Genomic DNA, 23804 nt, shown 5'->3' with positions numbered 1-23804 from the left:
CCCGTCAACTCAACACCAATCGGCAGAAAAGACAAAGAATCGCCCCATATCCCGTATATCGTGAATGATATAAGGATATGGGGCGGTAAATTCTTTAGGTTAGACGGCTTCAGCTTGAGGCTCTTGCTCCGGCATTTTGTTGGAGGTGCGAAGCGGTATCTCCCTCAGGAAGAAGGACAGAATCATCGCAACGACGACTAGCGAAGCTCCTGCCAGGAATACGACCGTCAGCGAATGGCTAAGCGCATCTCTCAGCATGTCGATCATTTGAGTAATCAATGGCTGAACGTCTGCAGGAAGCGTCTGCTGAAGTTGCTCCAACTTCGGTTGATCCAGCAGCATCTCCGGATTCTGGAAGGCCGACAGCTCTTTGGCAAGCTCCGGGTCCAGCTCGTCGAAGTGAAAGCCCGTACTCGACGACGAGGCTTCCTTCATGTTGCGCACAAGCGCCGACTGCATGATCGTTCCCATAATGGCAATACCGATTGTGCCGCCCAGGTTACGGAATAGCTGAGACGAGGATGTAGCGACACCGAGCTCTGTCGGCTTAACGGCATTTTGTACCGTTAGGGAGAAGACCGGCATACCTACGCCAAGTCCGATACCGAATACGATCATCGCGATGACCGCAATCCATACGCTGTTCATAAATGCCATGATCAGCAATCCTGCCACCATAATCGGCATTCCGATGATGGCATAACGTTTGTATTTGCCCGTCTTCGTAATTTGACGTCCGATAATGGTGCTCATAATGACCATCCCGATGGACATTGGCATCGTAACATAACCGGAATAGGTTGGCGAAATGCCTTCTACCCCCTGCACGAAAAACGGCAAGTAGATCAGGGCGCCCATCATGCCGGCGTTCATCAAGAAACCAATGACGTTAGAGATCGTTACGATATCATTGCGGAACAAGGATAACGGAAGTACAGGGCTTTTGGCATGGCGTTCGACCAAAATAAAAAGGATAAGCGATATAATCGCTGCGCCGAACAGTCCGAGAATTTCGAAAGAAGCCCATTCGTATTTGCTCCCTGCCCAAGTGAAACCCAGCAACAGAGCAATGATGGTAATGCTGAGGAAAAACGAACCCGCATAGTCGATACTCTCGGATGGTTTGCGTTCAACCTTGGGGAACAGAAACAAAATCATAAAGAAAGCAACGACGCCAAGAGGCAGGAAAATCCAGAACAGCCACTTCCACTCCATGTTGTCTACCAGCCATCCTCCGAGTGTTGGTCCGATGACGCTGGAGAATCCGAAAACGGCCATCATGACGCCGGTCCACTTGCCGCGCTCGCGCGGCGAAAACAGATCCCCGACAGCCGTAAAGACGGTAGCCATAATAATGCCGGCGCCAACACCCTGCACACCGCGGTAAATAATCAGTTGAAAGATATCCTTGGAGAAGCCCGTTAATAATGCGCCGATCATAAATATAACGATACCTGTCAAGATAAATGGTTTCCGGCCATAAATATCGGACAGCTTGCCGACAAGTACGGTCGCAAGCGTAGATGTTAACATATAGATCGTAATAACCCAGCTATAATATTCCATTCCGCTTAGTACGGCGATAATACGCGGCATAGCTGTGCTTACGATTGTCTGATTGATCGCCGAGAAGAACATAGCCGCAATAATCGCGAACATGATACTCATCTTGCGTTTATGTGTTAGATGTTCCATGTTGATTTCTCCCTCATTCTCTTCAAAAATAGGATGCCCGGTTTTCTGTCTTTGTTGTATACCTTAATGCCATTAGTTTGCTTCATTCGATAAAGTTTGAGCCGAAGCCACCAGCTTCTCCATAAGAACGGTCACTGTTTCAACTTCGGCCGAACTCAGACTCTCCATATATTTCGCCACGATCTCCTTCCGAAGTTCATGCGATTTCTTGATAATATCTTCACCCGCTTCCGTTAGACGAACCCTAATCACTCTCCGGTCCTTGGCATCGTTCTCCCGAGTGACATAACCCGATTTACCCAAACGATCAATCATCGCGGTCACTGCGCCAGGCTGCACGTCCAGCTTCTCCGCCAGCGCTGTCAGCCGGCAGCTCCCGCTCTCCCTGATAAAATGCAGCATGAACATTTGAGTGCTTGTCACTTGCACGTCCATCTGCTTCATCATCTCAGCGGAGAAAATCCGATTTAAGTAGATCAGGGATCGTTGGAATCTCATCACGAACGTCTCCATCTCATCACCTCGAATCATTTACTTCATCGCTATATATTTCAACTATTGAAATATTAACTGCTAAAATACTTTTTGTCAACGTCCTTTCTTTACCGCATTCGCAGCATTCGCAGGACACAAAAAAGAAACCCAACCTCATTACTGAAGTTAGGTTTCTCTTTTCCTATTTAGAGGATTCATCTGGCAAGCATTACTTACGGCAAGCGATATAATCCGGACGAGGCCGTTGACCCGAGAAAGGATCGACCAGACGATTGTTTATGCTGTTATAAACCATGAACACGTTGCTCCGGGGGTAAGGGGAAATATTGCTGCTGGAGCCATGCATCAGATTGCAATCGAATAACAGCACGGAGCCGGCTTTGCCGACCGGCATTTCGATGCCTCCCGCGTCAGCCATCTCCGTCAGACTATCGGGATCCGGCACGCCATATTCCTGTTTGCGCAGCGATTCCTTGAAGTGGTTCTCGGGCGTCCGTCCCACGCAAGAAACGAATTGCTTATGCGAGCCGGGGATAACCATCAACGGTCCATTAAAGGGATGATTGTCGCTTAGCGCGACAGAGCAGCTCAGCGCCCGCATGGCGGGCATGCCGTCCTCGACGTGCCATGTCTCGAAATCGGAATGCCAATAAAATTCCTTGCCCGTGAAACCCGGCTTGAAGTTGATTCTTGATTGATGAATGTAAGTCTCCGAGCCAAGCAAGTAGTTCATGATCGCTTTGAGCCTTGGATGCAGGGACAGGTCGCGGAAGACGTCGTTATTCTCGTGAACGGAGAAGACGGAACGCACCTCCTTGCTTTGCGGTTCGCGAATGACATGAGCCTCATCGCGGTCGCTGTAGCTCTCCTGCAGCCTCGCTAGCTCCTGACGCCATGCTTCGACTTCATTCTCCGAGAAAAACTCTTCCAGGAACAGATAGCCGTTGTTCTCGTAGAAGGCCGATTGCTCCTCGGACAACGGACTAGCGTCGGACCACTTCTTATACACGACGGGATCGAGTCGCTCTGTGAGCTGTGCTTGATCGGCAATGCGGGAAGGGTAACGGTCGACTTGAGAATTTGCAGTAGTATTGGACATAGGGATCATCTCCTTCATTGGATTTCCGCTTCTAGCGGATAGACGCCATCCTTGTCATGTACTTCGGCTCCAGTCAGCGGTGGATTGAATACACAAACCATGCGCAACTGCTTGCTGGCACGGAGCAGATGTTTTTCATGACCATCCAGCGCATACAAAACTCCTGGCGTAATGGGGTAGGTTTGGCCTCCGATTACTTCTATCTCTCCTTCGCCTTCGATGCAATAGACGGCTTCGACATGGTTCCTGTACCAGATCAACGTCTCCGTTCCCGCTTTTATAATCGTATCGTGCATGGAGAAACCCATTCCGTCCTTCTTAAGCAGCAATCTTCTCGAATTCCAGGTTTCGGCATCAATATCGTTCTTCGTGTTCACAATGTCATTCAGGTGTTTGACGATCATAAGCGTTGCCTCCATATCTTCATCATTTATGGGTGAATTCCGACCGGTTCCTTTTGTTCTGCAAAGTCATACATTTCGCTCAGCGATGCTTCGAGTTTTGCCATTCCTTCAGCAAGCAGCTCCTTTTCGATCGTCAGTGGAGGCATCAGCTTCGCTACTTCGTCACGTGAGCCAGAGGTTTCCATAATTACTCCCCGTTCGAACGCTTTCCGGCATAATTGACCGGCGTCATCCGGATTGTTGAAAACCAGCCCCTGGATCATTCCCTTCCCGCGCACTTCTTTAATCTTGCCGCCGTATCTGGCTGCTGTGCGCTCGAGGAACTTGCGGATCGAAAAGGAGTGCTCCTTGATCCGTAGCTCCAGTGTTCCGTCCTCCCAGAAAGCAATTGCCTCCGTCGCTGCCACGAACCCGAGATTATTGCCACGGAACGTTCCATTGTGCTCGCCAGGATTCCAGATGTCATACTCCGGCTTAATAAGCGTAAGCGCCATCGGCAGTCCGTATCCGCCAATAGACTTCGACAGGCAAACAATGTCTGGCCTTATCCCCGCTTCTTCGAAGCTGAAAAACGTGCCCGTGCGGCCGCAGCCCATCTGCACATCGTCAACAATAAGAAGCATTTCATGTTCGCGGCAAAGGCTCTCGAGTCTTTGAAGCCATTTTGCGCTGGCCGCGTTCAACCCGCCTTCTCCCTGCATGGTCTCAACGATTACAGCCGCCGGTTTATCGACTCCGCTCCCCGCATCGTTAAGCATCTTCTCCATCAAAAGCGATGTATCGAAGAGCGGCCCCATATACCCGTCATAAGGGAGGAACGTCGTGCCCGATAGACTAACTCCCGCTCCGCCCCTCTTATAGGCATTGCCTGTGGCAGCCAACGATCCTAGCGACATCCCGTGAAATGCATTCGTAAAGGCAATGACATTCGTCCTTCCGGTAACCTTCCTGGCGATCTTTAGCGCGCTTTCGACGGAGTTTGTTCCGGTAGGACCGGGGAACATGAGCTTGTACGACAGTCCTCTGGGCTTCAAAATCTTATGCTGAAATGTCAGCAGAAAACGTTCCTTCGCTTCCGTTGCCATGTCCAGACTGTGCGTTATGCCGTCGTTCATCATATAGTCAACGATTCGGGATCGAATCCTTTCGTTGTTATGTCCGTAGTTCAACGCGCCGGCGCCGGCGAAAAAATCGATGTATTCGCGTCCTTTTTTGTCCCAGAGCCTGGCTCCCTTCGCTTTGGCGAATACCGTATCAAAGCTTCTGCAGTAGCTGCGAACTTCCGATTCCAATTGTTTGAACACGTCTTGATCTATTGAACCGATACGATTAGGTATGGCTGTCATCTATGAATCTCCTCCGTTCGTTGTGATTTGATGTTTAGCAACCCTACTCGGTCGAACGGACCGATTCGGAACAGCAACTCGTCATCATGACCTTCCGGATTGGGGAATAGACCTGATTCATATTTGCTCGCCATCGTACATTCCGCATTCAGCGACTGAGCCATCCCCAGGAATAAGCTTCTGGACGGAATGTTGTTCGGTCCAATGGTCGCCTCCAGATACCGAATACCTGCATTTTCTTTTCTGTCTGTCAATTCTCGCAATAATTGTCTTCCAACTCCACGGCCTCGAAGTCCGCCATCTACTGCGATCTGCCATACAAATAACGTTTGCTCGTCCGCAGGCTTCCGGAACGCGGATACAAAGCCGACAATTCGATCCTCGGACTGCGCAATACAGCAAGTGTCGCGAAACATGTCGCATAACATCAAGTAGCTATAGGCAGAATTCAAGTCGAGCCCTCCCGAATCCCGGACAAGCCTCCATACTTCGCTCCCGTCCTTCGGCTCGGGTCTGCGATACAGTATCGCAGGCGGTTCTCTTCTTTTCATTTCATCTCCTCCTTTACGATTACTTTTAATAGCTGCTTTCAACGGAACCGGCCAAGAAAAGCCTGAAGCCGCTCGCTCCGGGGACAATCGAATATCTCCTCCGGCGTACCTTGTTCTACAATAAGTCCGTCAGCCCCGAAGACGACGCGGTCGGCCACCTCTCTGGCAAATTCCATCTCATGCGTAATGAGCATCATAGCCGTCTCCCGATCCTCCGCGATCTCCTTAATCACTTCGAGGACTTCGCCGACAAGCTCGGGATCCAAGGCCGAGGTCACCTCGTCGAAGACGATGACTTTGGGACGAAGGACTAACGCGCGCGCTATAGCGACACGCTGCTTTTGCCCGCCGGACAGCCTTGAAGGGTATTCGTCCAATTTGGTCGCGAGCCCCACCTTGCCCAGCATCTCGGCGGCGCGTTCCCGTGCTTCGTCCTTGGGTACCTTGAGAACGGATGTGAGCGCAAGCGTAACATTGCGCAGTGCCGTAAGATGCGGGAACAGGTTGAAATGCTGAAACACCATGCCGATTTTTTCGCGCATTCGATGGAGATGCTTCTCATTGGCACGAACCAATCGCCCCCGTTTATCTTCCATTTGCCAGAGCTTCTCGCCGTCGATCGTAATAATGCCGCTTGTAGGTTCCTCCAGCGTCATCAGCATGCGGCCAAGCGTGGTTTTTCCTGATCCGCTCGGACCGATAATGGCAAGCTTTTCTCCTCCGTAGATCGACATATCAATGCCTTTGATCACTTCCAGTTCTCCGAATGTCTTCGTAACGCCTTCATACCGGATAAGAGGTTGCTCCTGAACCTTTGCAGGCGCTACCTGATCTGGCATGTATATCGAGTTCATTGATCTTTTACACCTCCTTTTCGGACTATGCTGTCGTTCGGTTTTTGAACCTCTTCTCCAGCCGACTGACCGCAAGGGACAACAGCAAGCTAACGACGATAAACAGTCCGCCCGTAATCGTATAAGGTTCGAATGCGCGGAACGAGATTGAAGTCTCGTTTTTGGTCCGCATGAGCAGCTCGACGAAAGTTATTGCCGATAAAGCGGGCGTTTCTTTAAATATGACAATGAGATAATTGCCCATGATCGGGATAACGGGCGGCATCGCTTGCGGCAATACGATCGAAAACCAGGTTCTTGCTTTCGAGAGATTAAGCGCCGAGGCGGCCTCCCATTGCCCTTTCGGCAGCGCGTCGATGCTTGATCGGAATACCTCCGAGAGATAGCAGGCATAATGCAAGCCCAACCCGATAACGCCTGTTGCGAATGCCGACATGGCAAGAGGTGTCAGCATCGGCAAGCTATAATACAAAAAGAATAGCTGCACAAGAAGCGGCGTGCTGCGGATGAAATCTACGATGCCCGTCGTCAGTCCTCTCAAAAGTCTGAACCGTGATCTCCCCGCAATGGCGATAAGAATTCCGACCAACACCGCAAGAGCAAAACCGCATAATGCAGCGCCTAACGTTGCCGGCAGCGCACGCAGCAGCTTCGGCAGCAACTCGTAAACATAGTCCCAATCCCACATGTCCAAGCGTCACCTCCAGCAAGCCAGCTTGCGTTCCAGCAGCCGGACAGACCAAGACACGCAAGACGACATTAAATAATAAATAAGAAGAAGCAATCCGAATATAATCGGTGTATGCGTATAATAATTATTTCTCAAAATCATGGCCTCATAGGTCAAATCAGCCATCGTTATAAAATAAACAAGCGAAGTAGACTTCAGCATCTCGATAGACAGATTCCCCATTGGAGGAAGCATCCGCACAAAAGCTTGAGGAAGCACGACACGGATAAATCTCGTGTACGGACGCAAATTAAGCGCGATGGATGCTTCATATTGTCCCTTTGGAACTGCAAGTATGGAGCTTCTGACTATCTCTCCTCCGTAAGCGCCGATATTAAGTCCGATCGCAAGCACGGCAGACCATGTCTTGCTGAGCTCCAGTCCGGCGATCGGAAGCGCGAAGTATACCCAGAACAGCAGGACAAGCAGCGACGAAGCTCGAAACAGCTCAATATAACAGCCCGATATCCAACGGATTGGAGTAAGGGCAGACAATCGCCCCATGCCCGATAATGCGGATAAGGAAAATGCAAGAAGTCCTGCAAAAACCGTTATTCTCAAAGTGACGACTGCTCCGTCCATCAAAAAGGGCAGCCACTGTCCGATGGGAACATTCATGGGTTAAGCTTGCGGAGAGCAAAGCTGCGGCGCCGTTACGTCTCCTGGCAGCTCCTGTTCGGTAAATCCGAATTGCTGCAAAATTTGCAGCAGCTCTCCATTCTCTTTCATAGCGTCAAGCTCCGTGTTAAACGCTTCTTGCAAGGAAACGTCATCCAATCGGAATGCGGATGCCCCGTAGCCCCTCACGCTGTTGCCGTCGACCGTCGGCTGTTCGAAATCCATGACTCGCTCCAGACCCTCGTCTCCCGCTTGATCCAGTCTGGACTGCAGCGCGGGTCCCGTCATTGTCATGGCATCGGCACGACCGGATTGCAACGCGCTTATTGCTGCATCCTGATCCGGCACAATGACCATCTGCGCCTCCGTTACGCCGCTTGCTTCGAGATATCCAATCTCGACCGCTCCCGACATGACCGCTACTTTGGCATCCTTGTTCTCGGCAATTGCTTTGTAGCTTGTTAAATTCAGCGGGTTGCCCGCTTTGACCGCCAAACCTTCCCCGATGCTGTATTCCGGATTGGCGAACAATACCGCTTCGCAACGTTCCGGGTTAATGAACATGCCCGCTGCGATTATATCGAATCGTTTAGCCTGCAGACCGGCAATCAAGCCTGAAAATTCCGTCAATTCAGCCCTCATCTCTTCAATGCCAAGCCGCTTCAAAATCGTTCGCGCAATTTCGACCGCTTCTCCCGTCAGCTCGCCGTTTTCATCTTTGTAAGCGTACGGGTTCTCTCCAGCGAATCCAATCGTTATGTACCCTTGTTCTTTGGCTTTCTCCAAGGTGCTTGCCGCATTTCCGTTATCTGTTTGCCCTCCATCGTTTTTGCCGCTGCTCCCGTTTTCGGAACATGCGGTTAAGAGCAACATTGTCGCCAGGATCAGCATCATCCACTTTTTACGCACGTTGCGTTCCACCAGCCTTTCGCTACGTTTTTTTCGAACACTTAAAAGGCTAACATGAATCCGGCTGGAGGTCATTTCCATTAATTCGGCATATCCTCTCCTATTTAAAGCTCTCCTAGGTTGAGCGTCGCTGACCCCATGGGTCCTCCCAATTGCTCCCATATCCTGCCCGATCATCCTTAATTCGAACGTTTACTGACATCTTGATCTATGTTATATAATATAAACTTATAATCAAACAAACTGATTTTCAGATTTTAAATAATCATTTATGTTTATAAATTTAAAATTGACGATGGCTCATAAATTTCCAGGAATAAGGATCGGTCTTTGTCGATATCTATTTCAAACGGGAGTCAAGTTGCGACAAACATTTCGCCAGCAATCTGTTAGCATAGTTCATATGTCGCCTGAGTCGCCTAATCATTACAGAGGAGAGTTGCAAATGAAGTTAATTATGAATCAACATTTCCAAAATGAAACGATCGCTTTCGACGGATTTTCGTTTAGTAATTGCACGTTTTCCAATTGTGTTATTCTTATCACGACGCTGGATTTTCACTTCGAATGTTGTTCTTTTTTCGGTTCTACCTTGCATGTAAATCCGGAATTGCCCATATTCGACGTATCCCACCGATTATCTCAATCGGATTACGACTCCGAGACGCGCTGCTATCGGGATGATTACAAATATCCAAGAACGAAGGTAGCTCTTCCATCTGCGACGACTTCATCCGTGTAAGCATACAAAAGAACCTCCGTTCCCGGCATCTGGCGACAGATAAGGGAATCGGAGGTTCTTTAATTATGGATATGATGCGATTGTTCATCTCATTAACGGGCTTTCACGATGATCTTGCGAATGCTTTCGCTGGACAGATGATACTTCCGTTCCAGCTCCGCGACGGTTGCGCCGTTGACATAACATTGCACGATCTCCTTATTGCGTTCCGCAAGCAGCTTGCGGGTGCCGCTAACCTCTCCCCAGCTCGCGCGCTGATTCGCCGGCTTCGGGATATAGATGAGGTCGCCCTGAATATATTTTTGGAGCTCTAATAATAGGCTAGGGGGAAGCACGTCTCTTCCATTTTTGTAGTTCACGTTCAAAATCCTCCTCGAACTGGTCTATACGATTGTAATGCGCCGCTTGGGACGCAGATGGCACAACGGCAATACTTGTTTGATTCATGATGCGGAAATCAATCATTGTAATCATCCTCCCTTTCTTCGAATTTGGTTTTTTGCTGATTCCTTTAAAAGGAACCGCCTCGCCTTTCCATTATAAAGAAAATCATTCCATCGCACAATGCGAATCGTTTCCAGAAATTAAGAAGAGGCCTTGGCGGCCTCTTCTGTATCGATGATTCTCTCCGATTACTCGGAGATCACCTCTACGTTGTGATTCAATTGGATCATCTCCTTTCGCGCGTATTTCGTCGGCCCCGACACCTTTATTATAATTCCAAAGAATGGGCATAGGGTAGCGAAAGAACATTTTATAAAGAAACTTTACCAGATTACCCCTTAGCGCCAACAGCTCGTAGCCAGGCATCCGCGATTAACCCATGCCCTGCCGGCGAAGGATGTACGCCATCTCCAGCCCAATACGCGGCGCCTGTGGACATGCTGGCTGCAGCAAATAACCCGTCCAGCGGGACGTATAACGTCTTGAATTCCTCAGCCAAGGAACGGACAGCCGTAATCTTTGGATCGAGATCCTCTCTCCAGCCCCTGCGGTCCTCCGGTACCGGCAATACAAACGGTTCAATTAGAATGAGCGAAGCATCCAATGATTCCTTTGTGTTTATAATGAGACGGCGGTATCCTTCGTAATAGCTCTCTGCGGATGTCGGATTGTTGCTGTCATACTTGCGCCATGTATCGTTGATTCCGATGTAGATGGAAACCATGGTTGGCTTCAAATCCAGACAATCCTCCTGCCAACGTCCTTCCAAATCAACGACGCGATTGCCGCTAATGCCGCGATTCAAGAACGTAACGTTCTTTTCCGGATATTTAAATCCGAATTCCGACGCGATCAGATTGGCATATCCAGTTCCCAGACTGCTCCCTACTTCACGATTTCTGCCGCAATCCGTAATGCTGTCCCCCTGGAACAACACGACGGCTTTATTGCCGATAACTGTCATCCTAACTCCCCCAGTCCAATTGTTGAATCCATGACAAGCAAATTGTCAAATCCAACAAAATTGTACGCCTAGGGAAGTTCGTTGTCAATGATTGACAACAGGCACGCGCCTAAGGCGCTTTAGCCATTCCGGTAAAGCCACGCCCGCGAGGACGATGGCTACTCCGATCCACTGCAAGAAGCTGACTTCTTCGTGCAAGACAACCGCCGACAACATAACGGCAACCGGAAGCTCCGCTGCGCCGAGAATCCCGGCCAAGCCTTCGCCGATATGAGGAATGCCATAAGCGAACAACAACGGCGGAATGAACGCTCCGAAAGCGCCAAGGAGCAATCCATACAACATTAATGGGCTTAATAAATCGCCATTCCACAGAAATTGCGGCGGGAACAGCAAAAATACCAGCAGCATGGCTCCAAGCATCATCCATTTGCTGCGATCTGCAGGCTCTGCATCCGGCACTGCTTTTCCATTAAACAACATAAAGAGCGTATAACTGACGGCCGCCAGCAGTCCCAGAACGATACCGCCAAGATGAAAGGCCCCAGCGCCAGGCTCGGCCAGACCAGCCGCAAGCAACGTACCGCCAAGCAGAATCGCCAAAGTCAAATAAACTTTGCGCTCTGGCAGTTTGCGAAGGCGTACCGCTTGAATAAGCACGCCCATCCAGGTGAATTGGAACAGCAGCAGAATGGCGACGGAAGCAGGAATATACCGCAGCGATTCATAATATAACAAGCCCGTAATAGCCGTAGGCAATCCCGCAAGCATCAGCAGCAGTTTTTGTTTGAGCGTTAAAACAGCTTTGGTCCGCATGTTTGTTTGAGGCCCGTTTGCTTGATGGATTTTCATGTTCGTTTGCCGTTTAACGGCTTGCTTCCTTCGCATGTTCAGCCAAGCCGACAACGCCCATGTAAGCAGAAAGCCGATCATCATTTGACTGCCAACGACCTCTCCCAGCGTATAACCATGGCCATAAGCCAGGACAACAAATGTGGACAAAATGCCGTAGCTGGCCGCGCCGAGAAACACGGCTACCATATGTTTCATGTTTGTTCCCTCACTTCTCTCCTATTTAATCGACAGAGCGGCAATATGACGCGCGGTAATATTCATTTGTCCCGATCGTACTGTAGGACAACACGCAAAAAAGCTACGCGCAACGACCGCTGCGCGAACATCGTTTACGCAGCTGTGTCGTTATTCGTAGCAAGGAAGTTAGGCTTCCCGTAGAACCCCCGCCCTGTGTCTCAACCGTTATGCGGAGTTATACGAATGAATCATTGCACTCTCACGTTAGCTCATCAGCCGAAGCCGATGACCAAAGCCATTGTCGCATTTTCATGCTTGTCCTGTCAATAGCAGCAGGTTTTAGTCCATCTGGTGGATACGGATCAGATTCGTCGCGCCTGCCTTGCCGCTTGGCACGCCGGCCGAGATAACAACGAAGTCGCCGGATTGCAGAAGCTGCGTGCGAGCCGCGCCTCGGATGGAAGCCTTAAACAGCTCGTCCGTCGAAGGCATCGATTCGCCTTTTACTGGGATAACGCCGCGAACAAGCGTCATCCTTTTCAATACATGATCATGCGCCGTTATGGCGATAATAGGTGATTCGGGACGATACTTGGAGACCATGCGCGCCGTAAATCCGCTCTCGGTCGGCGTTAAAATCGCTTTGGCGTTTAATTGCAGAGACGAGCTGACGACCGCTTGGCTGATGACTTCGGTTATAGATCCGGTAGGCGTCGTTATCCTTGACTTGAATTGCTCCGCGTAATCGATGGTCGATTCCGCGCGTTCCGCGATCATCGCCATCATGCGTACCGATTCCAGCGGGTATTTGCCGGCAGCGGACTCCCCGGATAACATGATCGCGTCCGCTCCCTGTAGAACCGCGTTCGCCACGTCGCTCACTTCCGCGCGCGTCGGTCGAGGATTTACTTGCATGGAATCCAGCATTTGCGTAGCCACGATGACTGGCTTGCCAGCCAAGTTGCACTTCTCGATCATCGTCTTCTGAATCATCGGCACGTCTTCCGCCGGGATTTCGACGCCAAGGTCGCCGCGCGCGACCATAATGCCGTCTGACACTTCGATGATCGCGTCCAAATTATCGACGCCTTCTTCGTTTTCGATTTTCGAAATAATCTGGATGTGGGCCGCTCCGGCATCCTCCAAAAGCTGACGAACTTGCAGCACATCCTCGGCCTTGCGAACGAACGACATCGCGATCATGTCAATGCCTTGCTCGATGCCGAACGCGATATGCCTGATGTCGCGATCCGTCACGCCGGGAAGCGTCGTGCTGATGCCAGGCAGGTTAACGCCTTTGCGGGGCTTAAGCGGACCGCCGTTCATGACGGTACATACGATTTCGGTACCTTTAACTTCTTGAACGATCAGCTCGATCAATCCGTCATCGATCAGAATGCGATTGCCAGGCTGGATGACGCTCGGCATATCCGGATAATTGACGGCAACGCGCGTTCCATAACCCGTAATAGGTTCGCTTGTTAGTGTAAGCGTATCTCCCGCTTTCAGCTCGTAGCTGCCCTCTTCCAGCGTACCGATACGAATTTCCGGTCCTTTGATATCCATCATAATAGCCACGATAGCGGATGCTTCGGATGCCGCTTCACGGATCAGTTCAATTCGGCTGCTATGGTCTTCCAGCTCCCCGTGGGCCATGTTAAGCCTCGCTACGGTCATGCCGGACTTCATCATTTCCTTCAGGATCGATATGGAGTTGCTGGACGGACCCATCGTACATACAATCTTCGTCTGACTCATCTTATTCATCCCTCCGTTATTCACTTTCATTATTGTAGAGGATGTAGCGGACATCGTACATGAATTATAGTATGATTAATGAATTATAGTACGACGAGGTGTGTCATGATTGAGTTAATCGACTACGAACTGAACAAAGGGCTTGGCTGGTACACCGAATGCGACGGATCCGATGGTTTCGCCAGATTGGCGGTTATCACATATGGAAAGTGTCTCTATTGGGTGGACGGCGAGAAGTATATGGCGCAGCGCGGCGACTTTGTCTGGCTTCCCCCAGGGGTAACGTTCTATGGCAAAAGCGTACCGACGGTGTTCCACGAAAAGCTTGTCTTCACTCTCGCCCTTGCGGCCAAGGAAGGCGGCAGCTCGCTGCCGCTTTTCCAAACGAGGCAGGTTGTAGCTGCTCAGGCCGGCTGCTACGAGCTTTCCGTAGAGCGGCTCCGTGCCTCATGCGCCGAGTGGGAGGATGACATTCCTTACGCGCGGGTGCGGATGACCGCTGCCGTGATCGAAACGCTCGCTCTATGGTGCAGGGAATTGGATCGCGGCAAGGAATCCGACCTATCCTTGCAGCATGCCGATAAGATGAAAGCGTACATCCAGGATCATTACCGCGAACGAATCACAAAGGAGACGCTCGGCAACATTATAGACCGGAGTCCCAATCATGCCGCCTCCCTCTTCCGCCGAGTGACGGGACAGACGATCAGCGATTATGTCCACGGAGTTCGGATGAGAACCGCTGCTTATATGCTCCGGGAATCGTTGCTTACAATCGCCGAAATAAGCGACTATCTGGGTTACGCCGATGTCTCCTACTTCCAGCGCATTTTCAAAAGAACCTGGGGCTGTCCTCCATCGCAGTATTTCTCTGAGCGACGAGTACAGGTATAATAGAGATTCATTTTATTATTTTATTATGGTTTGGGAGAGATGATTAATGACGTTAAACATAAATATTGCTCGTGACAGCTCTCGCGACGGCATTGTTCGCTCTGTCTGTCCCTTCGACTGCCCGGATACATGCGGCTTGCATATTACGATTGAGAATGGCGAGGTCAAGAAAGTAACCGGGGACCCTCTTCACCCCGTCACGAAAGGCGCCATCTGCAACAAGGTTCGACAGCTGCCTGATCGCGTCCACCACCCGGATCGCCTGCTACACCCCATGCGGCGTGTAGGTCCCAAGGGCACGTTGGACTTTGAGCCGATCACCTGGGAGGAAGCCTATGACGAGATAATCGGCCGAATGCAGCAATTGATTCGCGACTTCGGCGCTCAGTCTATCCTGCCTTATAGCTTCTATGGCAATATGGGCGTACTTAACGCGGAAGGTATGGATCGCCGTTTCTTCCACCGGCTTGGGGCCACCAAACTGGACCGTACCATCTGCAACGTTGCGGGAGCAACCGGCTACAAATACACAATGGGGGGCTCCGTCGGCATCGATCCGGAAGCAACCGTTCATACGAAGCTGTTCCTCCTCTGGGGCTGCAACCTGGTATCCACCAATATGCATCAGACGATGCTTGCCACGGAAGCGCGCAAACATGGCGCAATCATCGTGCATATCGACGTCCATCGCAATCGGACTTCGACCTGGGCCGACGAATTTGTCCATCTCCGTCCCGGTACCGATGGCGCGCTTGCCATGGGTTTGATGCATATTCTTATCCGTGACGAATTGGTGGACGAGAGCTTCCTTCAAGAGTTTACCATTGGTTACGAGGAGCTTAAGCAAGAAGCGCAGTTATACACGCCTCAGTATGTTTCCGAGATTACTAGCGTCCCACCCGAGCGGATTGAGTGGCTGGCCCGATTGTACGGGACGACGACCCCGTCGTTTATCCGGATCGGCAACGGGCTCCAGCATCATGACAACGGCGGCATGATCGTGCGCGCAATCTCCTGTCTTCCTGCCTTGACCGGACAGTGGAAACATCCGGGGGGCGGCGCGATGAAAGGGAACGGCTGGTATTCGCGGATCAACAACGATCGTCTGGAACGGCCGGACTTGTTGCCTGATCCCGATGTCCGCACGGTAAATATGAACCAGCTTGGCGATGTCCTGACAAGGCTAGAGCCGCCTGTTCGAATGTTGTTCGTCTATAACAGCAATCCTGCAATCGTCGCCCCGGATCAACTCAAGGTGAGGGAAGGACTGCTTCGCGAGGATTTATTTACGATTACACATGATTTGTTTTTGACCGACACGTGCAAATACGCGGATCTCGTCCTTCCGGCGACCTCCCATCTCGAGAATCTGGATTTGTATACCTCTTACTGGCATCTCTATCTGCAAATTGGCGAGCCTGTTCTTGCCCCTGCCGGGTTAAGCAAATCGAATTTCACCTTGTTCAAGGAGCTGGCGCTTCGCATGGGCTTCGAGCGGGAACTGTTTGATCTGACAGAAGAAGAGATGATTGCGGAGGCGTTAGACGCGGAGTTGAATCCGCTGCTGGAAGGAATCACGGTGGAGGCTTTGAGGGAACATGGATGGATGAAGGCTGGCGGCGGACGCGAGCTCCCCTTGAAAGAGCGCATCCCGACGCCGTCAGGGAAAATCGAGCTCTATTCTGACGCGATGCTTAAGAACGGTCTGACTCCCGTTCCAACCTATACCCCCATTCTCGAGGAGACGGACTTTCCGTTCTTGCTGATAACGGGTCCGAATCACAGCTATATCAATTCTACATTCGGCAATCAGTCCAAGCTTCAGAAGCTGGAGAAAGCCCCTTTTCTTAATATGAACGAGCAAGATGCGGGATCACTCGGCTTGCTGGACGGCGACCATGTGTTAGTACGCAACAATAGAGGCGAAGCCAAGCTAACTCTAAGGATTGGACAAGATGTGCTGCCTGGCGTTCTGGTCACGCAAGGCCTATGGTGGGATGACGCTGAGAAGGGCCGCAGCTCAGTAAACGCTCTTACACCGCAGCGTCTGGCTGATATGGGCGGCGGAGCTACGTTTTTCTCCAATCGGGTGGAAGTATTGAAGATCTAATAGCTTTGCAATGGACAAATAAAAGGCTGTACAACAGATTTCCATCGAAATCTTGCTGTACAGCCTCTTCTTATTCACAGCTAATCGCTACGAACGAAATTCCGGGACCAGGTATGGCGGAGTTTCGCCTTTCAAAGCCGCAACCAAATTTTCCGCAGCTGCTCTAGCCATGACGATTCGGGTCTTTGTCGTTGCCGAGCCAAGATGCGGCAGAACGAGAACATTCGATAGTCTCAACAGCGGATGTCCGCCATCGAGAGGCTCCTGCTTAAACACGTCTAGTCCAGCTCCGCGGATCTTGCCCTTCTCGAGCGCTTCATACAATGCGTCTTCATCGACAGTCGCACCCCTGGATACATTAATGAAAATCGCCGATGATTTCATGCGCGAGAACTGCTCTTGACCCATCATATCCCTGGTCTCTTCTGTTAACGGCGCCAGCATGACGACAAAGTCGGAGGTGGAGAGAAGCGTATTCAGATCGACATATGCGGCTTCGTAACGTTCTTCCGCTTCCGGCTTGCGAGTCCGATTATAGTACTGCACATTCATGTCAAAGCCGAACCGGGCGCGTTTCGCCACGGCTTCGCCGATCCGTCCCATGCCAATGATGCCTATTGTCGCATGGTGTACGTCGACACCGAACAGATTCTCGCCGTCTCCGCGCTTCCAGTTGCCGTCGCGAACGTAACGATCCAGCTCCGCCACTCGCCTCGCTGATCCAAGCATTAACGCAAATGCCAAATCCGCTACCGTATCGTCAAGCACGTAAGGAGTATGCGTGCCAATAACTCCCCGCTGCTTCATCGCCTCGATATCAAAATGATTGTAGCCAACCGAAATAGAACTGACGACCTTAAGCTTAGGCGCGGCATTTAATAGCTCCTCGTCGATTCGGCGTCCGGATGTAATAAAGCCGTCCGCGTTCGAAAGACGTTGCTGAAGCGCGTCTCTTGTGATGGTATCCCCTTCTGTCCACATATCCAGCTCGCAGTGCTGCGATAACCATTGCACGACTTCAGGAGCCAGCTGCCGATCTACAAATACTTGAGGTTTCATTCCTTCTCCACTCCCCTATACAAGTTAACATTCATTAACGATTGCAGAACAGTTTAGCTTAGAAAAGATACTTGGTTGAAACTTCCCTCAATAGAACGATGTCGATTAGGACAGGCTAGAAATGTCCCATTGTGAAATCAATGAACATTATGGATGGAGGTCACCTTGAAATGAGTCGTCATCGACATCAATCAGTGACAAGCAGGAACTATGCATATGCAGTCAACTCCAAACATGCAGAGAACCAAACTGTTGCATCCGTTTCAAAGAATCGCAATCAGAAGGGACATACGCCGAACAGCCCATCTACAGGCTAACGGCGAACAGATGGAGGCTGCCGAATGGAACGATCCCCCGTTCTTGGGCAGCCTTCCGTTTTTCACCCCCTCATTTCTATTTAGTCTCCAGCAGCTTGACCAGCGCTTCGCTGGCCACCTCTGGCCCCCCGTTAATCCGCTTTAGCGCAAACAAACTGCGCTTGTCCCCTTGTCGGATCACGCTAATGCCAGGTGTTGTCGATAATGTGGAGCGATAGCCCTTATCCATCAAAATTTGTTCGGACAGATGCGAGTAATAGCCGAACGGATAAGTAAATATGTTAACCTCATGATTCGGAATTTCCTCTTCGATAAGGCTGGCCAAATACGAGACATCTTTGGCAAATGCTTCGCTATAGGCGCCATTGCTCTCTCCCTCCATCTGCAGCACGCCGCTGCGTACGGATGGATCATCCGGCGATGATTCATGAAGATCGAAGCTATGATTTTGAATATCGATTACCCCGGACTCCTGCATTTCCCTCGCTTGTTCCCAAGTGAAGTGTGGGTAAAATTGTTTGCCTGGGATCCGGTGCTCGTTACGTCCCACCGACCAGCCGATAATGGAGATCGTGGCATTCATGCCCAGCTCCTTTAGAACAGGATAGGCGTATTCGTAATTGCTGAGATATCCGTCATCGAACGTAATGGCTACAGGATTGTCAGGTAGAGTTTTCTTTCCGTCCACGTAGTCGATTAAGTCCTGTATCAGCACCGTGTTGTAGCCTGCAGCTTTTACCGCTTCCATGTCGCTTCGGAACTTCGCAGGCGACGTGATCAACGAATTCGGCTCGTATGGGTCGTCGTCGATATGATGATAGATGAGAATCGGTATGGCAACAGATTGTCCATTCAAGCTAGGGGGACGAGTAAAAGCTTCCTCCGCCCTCTCACGAACATTATCCTTCGTCGTATAGTGGCCGAAATTCGCGGGAACGTACACGTCCGGGTCCTCAAAAATATAACCCAGCATCATGGCGCCTAACGTATTCCTGTAATGCATCGTATCGTAGAAGTAACGCGGATCGCCGCTGACGCCCGAATAACCGCTAAAGTCCCAAAAATCGGTGACCTCCGCGATCTTGGTCCAATACGTCTTAAGCTCCTCCATATCATAGCTTAACAGCTCCTGATCCGCCGTCGCGCCCGTTATAAGCCTAAAGGTGGCTCCGTGCTCCTCCGTATAAGCCTTCATCCGTTTTAACGATTCGACGTTTTTGTCCAGCGCCACTGCCTCCAGCTTGCCGAACGGCGCAAACGCCGCGGCGTTTGCCGCCATATACGTCTCGAGATTGTCGACGGGCTCCGCGTCTCGTTTTATTTTGTTATAGACGCCCGTCTCGGGAATGAACTGCGAGTACTGGAACGGATCGACCGACCGCTGCGCGTACCCCTCCAGCTTGGAATAGCCGTACGTAGGATTGAGCTTCAAGTAGTCCCAGTAAAACTTAAGCTTGGACTCGCCCGACACCTTCGCATGCAACGATTGCTTGAAGTCCGTCGGCGTTTCGTTAAAGTGGCTGATCTCCTGCAAGCTCATGTGGAGCACGATATTTTTGGGCTTGTACTCGTCGATTAGATAATAGAGCGTCTTTTCGTAATCGTTGAAGTCGCCGCCGTACATCAACATGCTGTAAAAGCTGGCTCCGTCGCCGTAATAGTCGTTCAGGAGCTCCGGAGAGATCGAGCTGGATTTGGACCCCCCGATAATATAAGAATCGTAACGGTCGTGATATTGATCCAGATAGCCGATCTTGGCGACCCTGGGATTATTGACCATGTTGTAGGAGTGCCAGCCCAGCACCTTGTCCCCGAATACGCCGAACGGATCCACGATCATGTTGAACCCCCCGAGCGCAGCAGCCGCGAGCAGCAGCGACGCAAGGAACGCAGTTATCCATCTGCGGAACGTCATGATGAACACCCCTCTTCTAGAATTGGAAATATAAGAAATTAGATACCGACGTCATCTGCGCCAGCGAAATGCCAAGCATGAACGCGGCTGCGACGGCATGCCTGATCTTCGGTTTAAAGTCGTCCGTCAACTGCTTCGAATTCGGAGTAAAAAACGTGATCGCCATGCCGATAAACAGCAGCGCGAGAATATAGGCATTATTGGCCGCGTAGATGACGAGCTGGTCGGCGAAACCGTTAAAGCCAAGGCCTGAATAATCTTTGAGGCTGAACATTTTGCGGAAGACCGCCGCCGCTTCCTTCATATCGTCGGATACGAACAGGATGCGCGTGCCGACAACGCCAGCGAACGTAAGCGCCCACGCCAGGAAAAAGGGCAGCTGCCACTTGTTCCGATACATCATGTGGGACATGCAGACGAACACTCCATTGACGAGACCCCAGATAATAAACTGCCAGCCTGCTCCGTGCCAGAAACCCGAAACAAAAAACGTCATCATGACGGAGAAGTAGAAGTTAAAGCTGCCGCTTCCCTTTCGGTAGAAGCTTCTGAATATGTAATCGGACAGAAACTTCGACAAGGTCATATGCCATCGCTGCCAATATTCGCGGAAATTCCTTGATTTATAGGGCGAATTAAAGTTATGGGGCAGACGGATATTGAACATAAAAGCAAGTCCCAGCGCCATGTCCGCATAACCGGAAAGATCGAAATAATAGGAGATGGTATAGCCAAAGGACGCGCCCCATGCCGCGAACGTATCTCCTGCTCCGACGTCTCCAAAAAATGATGCAGCATAACTCGTAAGTGGATCGGCTAACATAATTTTTTTGGCGCAGCCCATGGCGAACAGAAAAATGCCGAGCATCATATTTACCTTGTTGAATCGCAGGAATCCCTTTTCCTTGTATTGCGGGATCATATCTTCGTGATGGACGATCGGTCCCACGATCAGCTGCGGAAAGAAGGTTATGAACAACAGGAAGTCGATAACAGGCGTTTCCTTCGTTCGCTCTTTGTAACAGTCGACCAGGTACGCGATAAATTGGAACGTGTAGAACGAGATTCCAAGCGGCAGCACAATCTCCAGCAGCGGGAATGAACCGCCGCTTAGCAGGTTTACATTTTCGATGGCGAAGTTCGCATACTTGTAGTATCCCAGGAATGCGACGTTGAGCACAAGACCCGCCGTGAGCAGCAATCTTTTTGTCCACCTTGCGTTTGCTTTGGCCGCTCTCACGATCAAGCTGCCGATCATGAAATTCAGCATTATATCCGCGATGAACAGGAGCACGAAGGTGCCGCTTCCTTTTGCATAGAAAGCCAACGAAGCCAGCACAAGCCACAGCTTGGCCACATTCTTCCAGCCCAGGCTCGCCAAAACGCGATAGACGAGAAACGTAACCGGAAGAAAGATGAAGATGAACGTATAGGTAGAGAATATCACGCATAACCCTTCTTTCGCCGCGTGTTATTTGGATAAATGGACGCATGGTCTTTATAAGTGCGTGTTCAAAAAGTTCGGTTTTCAGCACCGAGAAGATTGAGTGAAAGTAGAAACTGAGGAGCGGAGCGTAGTGGAAGCTACGTGAGCACCTGCAATGTTTCCGAAGGAAACATACTTCGTAAGCATTTGCTTAGTTTCGCTTGAATTCAATATTCGATGTCGAGTAGGCTTCATGGCATACTTCGTGATCAAAAGCGGACTTTTTGAACAACCTCTATAATGATTTGATCATTCTCACGTGGGGGATGTTCTCCTCCATAAATATATCCGAATCAATTGTGTATCCTGTTTTTTCATAAAAATCCGCTGCTTGCGTCTGTGCATGAAGCTTGGCCTTGGTCAACCCCTGTTCACGCGCGATCGCCTCCAGCTCTTTCATAATTTCTGCGCCAATTCCGGCTTTACGGAACTTCTCCCTTACGCAGATCCGTTCCAGCTTGGCCACTTTGTCCAGACTGCGAACACGCCCCGTACCGGCTGGCTCTCCGTCGTATCGAACGAGCACATGGCTCGACTCTCCTTCATATTCGTCGATTTCCGCTTCATGGGGAACGCCTTGTTCTTCGACAAAAACCTCCGTCCGGATGGCAAATGCCTGCTCAAGCTGTTCCTTATGTACCGCTCTCTCGGTTGTTATCATAACAGCGACTCCTTTCGTGATACCTTTATCATTATATAAGGTTTATCGACAATTGCCAAAAGTAAAGTGTCGAATGACGGAGCTCGTTAAAGGCATATTAGACTTTACATTGAAGAAATAATCGAAAAGGCATATAATTACATGTAAATTTACGGTATATGGAGGAGTAATCGTAGCATGCGCAATTTGATCGCATTAATTAAGAAAGGCAACACCTCGTCAGGCATCGCGGCTCTTGGCAATACGGGCCTCGCGGTGATCAAGGCCATCGCCGCTTCCATCAGCGGCAGCGGCACAATGTTCGCTTCCGCCATGCATTCGATCGCGGATGCGGTTAACCAGGGTTTCGTCTTTGCCGGCAGCGTCCTGGCGGAGAAGAAACCGACAAAGCGGTTTCCCACGGGATTCGGTCGCGTAGTCAATCTCTTCTGCATGGTGGCCGTCATCGTGGTGACGATTATGGCGTACGAAACCTTTCACAAAGGCGTTAAGCTGCTAGAGCATCCCGAGGAATCCACCAACTTCTGGCTTAATTTCATTGTCTTGCTGATCGCAATCGGCATTGACGGCGCCATATTGATCAAAGCAATGAAAGAAATCGTCAAAGAAACCCGTTCCGGAGCAAAAGGCATTGGCATTATCTCTTCCGCTGTCCGCAATGCGGGAAGAGCTGCTCCCCCCACCCGCCTTGTATTCTATGAGGATGTCGTCGCTACGCTTGGACAGGCGCTCGCTCTCATAGCGGTTATTCTTGCCGAATTTACGGACTTCAAGCTGCTGGACGGTATCGCCACCGTTCTGATCTCGTTCCTGATGATCGGCGTCGCCTTTAAGGTTGGTTACGACAATATGGTTGGCTTAATCGGGGTTGCAGCTCCCAAGGACGTGGAAGATCGAATCAGCCGCAATATTTTGTCTCAAACGGACGTGACGGATATCGGCAGAATGCGGATCGTTCAGGAAGGCCGCGCGTATCATGTGGAAGCCTATATCGAGTTAAGCAAAGGCTTAAGTCTCGCGCAAGCGACCGCAATCAAACACAAGGTCATCGACAACCTGCTTCGTGATCCCGATATTTCGGATGTAACGATCGGAATCATGGACGACGATGGCGTAATTAGTTGGACGCGGCCTGCAACTGTTGTAGAATAGTAAACAATAAGTCTGCCGCCGAACGAGACGAACGCAGAAAGCTCGTGTTCGTCGAAGTCCAATCATAAGCGAAGCCGACATCCCTCTTCGATGGGTGTCGGCTTTTCGTTTGAGGAGTTGTCTACAGAAGTGAATGCTCGTTGGTTCTCCATTTTTCGCTTGTGCAGCCTCGCGATTGCCGCAGGTATTGCGGCAGGCACCGCCTCCGCACTCTTTCTCTTCATGCTGGAGGAAGCGACTGCGCTGCAGTTCGCCAACCCTTGGTTATTGTGGCTCCTGCCTGCAGGCGGGGCGCTGGTCAGCATCCTCTATATAAAGGTCGGAGGGCAATCGATCAGAGGCAACAACCTGTTGTTCGAACAAGTACATGCGGGCAACGGCGAGGTTCCGTTCCGAATGGCGCCGCTAGTGCTGTTAGGCACGGTTGTAACCCATCTGTTTGGCGGTTCCGCCGGACGCGAAGGAACGGCTGTTCAGATGGGCGGAAGTCTTGCCGGAGCCATCGGCAAGCGGCTTTCGCTTCCCGTAGAGGATAGACGATTGCTGCTCATTTGCGGGATTAGCGCCGG

23 protein-coding genes are annotated in these 23804 nt (G+C 50.7%); 5 read left to right on the top strand and 18 right to left on the bottom strand.

Going from position 1 to position 23804, the window contains the following annotated elements; genetic code table 11:
• Positions 1-99: 99 nt before the first annotated feature.
• The 10 genes from PAT3040_RS12560 to ehuB form a co-directional block, all read right to left on the bottom strand.
• Positions 100-1695: an MDR family MFS transporter gene (locus PAT3040_RS12560; RefSeq protein ID WP_087569223.1), complete on the bottom strand. Its 1596-nt coding sequence runs from the start codon at positions 1693-1695 to the stop codon at positions 100-102.
• Between the two features lie 72 nt (positions 1696-1767).
• Entirely contained in the window at positions 1768-2193 is a 426-nt protein-coding gene (locus PAT3040_RS12555; RefSeq protein ID WP_179215648.1) for a MarR family winged helix-turn-helix transcriptional regulator, read from the bottom strand.
• Positions 2194-2398: 205 nt separating this feature from the next.
• Positions 2399-3289 carry an ectoine hydroxylase gene (thpD, locus tag PAT3040_RS12550; protein WP_108992914.1) on the bottom strand — a complete coding sequence of 297 codons (891 nt, stop codon included), beginning with the start codon at positions 3287-3289 and terminating at the stop codon, positions 2399-2401.
• 14 nt (positions 3290-3303) lie between these two features.
• A complete protein-coding gene (locus PAT3040_RS12545; protein WP_108992913.1) occupies positions 3304-3693 on the bottom strand; it encodes an ectoine synthase in 390 nt (129 codons plus the stop codon).
• A gap of 26 nt (positions 3694-3719) precedes the next feature.
• Positions 3720-5039, bottom strand: a complete 1320-nt coding sequence (ectB, locus tag PAT3040_RS12540) for a diaminobutyrate--2-oxoglutarate transaminase (RefSeq protein ID WP_108992912.1) — start codon at positions 5037-5039, stop codon at positions 3720-3722.
• Positions 5036-5590, bottom strand: coding sequence for a diaminobutyrate acetyltransferase (ectA, locus tag PAT3040_RS12535; RefSeq protein ID WP_108992911.1), 555 nt, complete (start codon positions 5588-5590; stop codon positions 5036-5038). The genes ectB and ectA overlap by 4 nt, the downstream gene beginning before the upstream one ends.
• A 38-nt stretch (positions 5591-5628) precedes the next feature.
• Positions 5629-6444 (bottom strand): ectoine/hydroxyectoine ABC transporter ATP-binding protein EhuA, encoded by an 816-nt coding sequence (ehuA, locus tag PAT3040_RS12530; protein ID WP_108992910.1) that lies wholly within the window; start codon positions 6442-6444, stop codon positions 5629-5631.
• Positions 6445-6469: 25 nt separating this feature from the next.
• Entirely contained in the window at positions 6470-7132 is a 663-nt protein-coding gene (gene ehuD / locus PAT3040_RS12525; RefSeq protein ID WP_108992909.1) for an ectoine/hydroxyectoine ABC transporter permease subunit EhuD, read from the bottom strand.
• Positions 7133-7141: 9 nt separating this feature from the next.
• On the bottom strand, positions 7142-7792 hold the full coding sequence (gene ehuC / locus PAT3040_RS12520; protein ID WP_108992908.1) for an ectoine/hydroxyectoine ABC transporter permease subunit EhuC: 651 nt from the start codon (positions 7790-7792) through the stop codon (positions 7142-7144).
• 3 nt (positions 7793-7795) lie between these two features.
• On the bottom strand, positions 7796-8686 hold the full coding sequence (ehuB, locus tag PAT3040_RS12515; RefSeq protein WP_108992929.1) for an ectoine/hydroxyectoine ABC transporter substrate-binding protein EhuB: 891 nt from the start codon (positions 8684-8686) through the stop codon (positions 7796-7798).
• Positions 8687-9146: 460 nt separating this feature from the next.
• On the opposite strand from ehuB, the gene PAT3040_RS12510 reads away from it, so the two are divergent.
• Complete coding sequence (locus tag PAT3040_RS12510) at positions 9147-9443, top strand: hypothetical protein (RefSeq protein ID WP_087569231.1); 297 nt, start codon at positions 9147-9149, stop codon at positions 9441-9443.
• A 92-nt stretch (positions 9444-9535) separates the two neighbouring features.
• On the opposite strand, the gene PAT3040_RS12505 is transcribed toward PAT3040_RS12510, so the two are convergent.
• The 4 genes from PAT3040_RS12505 to pyk form a co-directional block, all read right to left on the bottom strand.
• Positions 9536-9802 carry a CD3324 family protein gene (locus PAT3040_RS12505; protein ID WP_087569232.1) on the bottom strand — a complete coding sequence of 89 codons (267 nt, stop codon included), beginning with the start codon at positions 9800-9802 and terminating at the stop codon, positions 9536-9538.
• A 416-nt stretch (positions 9803-10218) separates the two neighbouring features.
• Entirely contained in the window at positions 10219-10851 is a 633-nt protein-coding gene (locus PAT3040_RS12500; RefSeq protein ID WP_108992907.1) for an SGNH/GDSL hydrolase family protein, read from the bottom strand.
• 84 nt (positions 10852-10935) lie between these two features.
• Positions 10936-11901, bottom strand: coding sequence for an EamA family transporter (locus PAT3040_RS12495; protein WP_108992906.1), 966 nt, complete (start codon positions 11899-11901; stop codon positions 10936-10938).
• A gap of 321 nt (positions 11902-12222) precedes the next feature.
• Positions 12223-13641 carry a pyruvate kinase gene (gene pyk / locus PAT3040_RS12490; RefSeq protein ID WP_108992905.1) on the bottom strand — a complete coding sequence of 473 codons (1419 nt, stop codon included), beginning with the start codon at positions 13639-13641 and terminating at the stop codon, positions 12223-12225.
• Between the two features lie 105 nt (positions 13642-13746).
• On the opposite strand from pyk, the gene PAT3040_RS12485 reads away from it, so the two are divergent.
• Together PAT3040_RS12485 and PAT3040_RS12480 are read left to right on the top strand one after the other, a co-directional pair.
• Complete coding sequence (locus PAT3040_RS12485; protein WP_108992904.1) at positions 13747-14535, top strand: AraC family transcriptional regulator; 789 nt, start codon at positions 13747-13749, stop codon at positions 14533-14535.
• Positions 14536-14581: 46 nt separating this feature from the next.
• On the top strand, positions 14582-16645 hold the full coding sequence (locus PAT3040_RS12480) for a molybdopterin oxidoreductase family protein (protein ID WP_108992903.1): 2064 nt from the start codon (positions 14582-14584) through the stop codon (positions 16643-16645).
• 87 nt (positions 16646-16732) lie between these two features.
• Here PAT3040_RS12480 and PAT3040_RS12475 read toward each other — a convergent pair whose 3' ends face one another.
• From PAT3040_RS12475 to PAT3040_RS12460, 4 genes are all read right to left on the bottom strand, one after another.
• The gene (locus tag PAT3040_RS12475) at positions 16733-17704 is read right to left on the bottom strand and encodes a 2-hydroxyacid dehydrogenase (protein ID WP_108992902.1); all 972 of its coding nucleotides are present in this window, start codon (positions 17702-17704) and stop codon (positions 16733-16735) included.
• A gap of 393 nt (positions 17705-18097) precedes the next feature.
• Positions 18098-19936, bottom strand: a complete 1839-nt coding sequence (locus PAT3040_RS12470) for a polysaccharide deacetylase family protein (protein ID WP_108992901.1) — start codon at positions 19934-19936, stop codon at positions 18098-18100.
• A 16-nt stretch (positions 19937-19952) separates the two neighbouring features.
• Entirely contained in the window at positions 19953-21383 is a 1431-nt protein-coding gene (locus PAT3040_RS12465; protein WP_108992900.1) for an MBOAT family O-acyltransferase, read from the bottom strand.
• Positions 21384-21657: 274 nt separating this feature from the next.
• Positions 21658-22083, bottom strand: a complete 426-nt coding sequence (locus tag PAT3040_RS12460) for a GNAT family N-acetyltransferase (protein ID WP_108992899.1) — start codon at positions 22081-22083, stop codon at positions 21658-21660.
• A 177-nt stretch (positions 22084-22260) separates the two neighbouring features.
• Between PAT3040_RS12460 and PAT3040_RS12455 the strand changes: the two genes are divergently transcribed.
• Both PAT3040_RS12455 and PAT3040_RS38600 read left to right on the top strand, forming a co-directional pair.
• A complete protein-coding gene (locus tag PAT3040_RS12455) occupies positions 22261-23235 on the top strand; it encodes a cation diffusion facilitator family transporter (protein ID WP_108992898.1) in 975 nt (324 codons plus the stop codon).
• 129 nt (positions 23236-23364) lie between these two features.
• On the top strand, positions 23365-23804 hold a 440-nt coding region (locus PAT3040_RS38600), incomplete at its 3' end, for a chloride channel protein (RefSeq protein ID WP_258234958.1).

The sequence above is a fragment of the Paenibacillus agaridevorans genome (assembly GCF_003112455.1).
In the GTDB taxonomy this organism is placed as follows: domain Bacteria; phylum Bacillota; class Bacilli; order Paenibacillales; family Paenibacillaceae; genus Pristimantibacillus; species Pristimantibacillus agaridevorans.
Note: the sequence above shows the minus strand (reverse complement) of the source record. Positions and strands in the feature narration are given on the sequence as shown.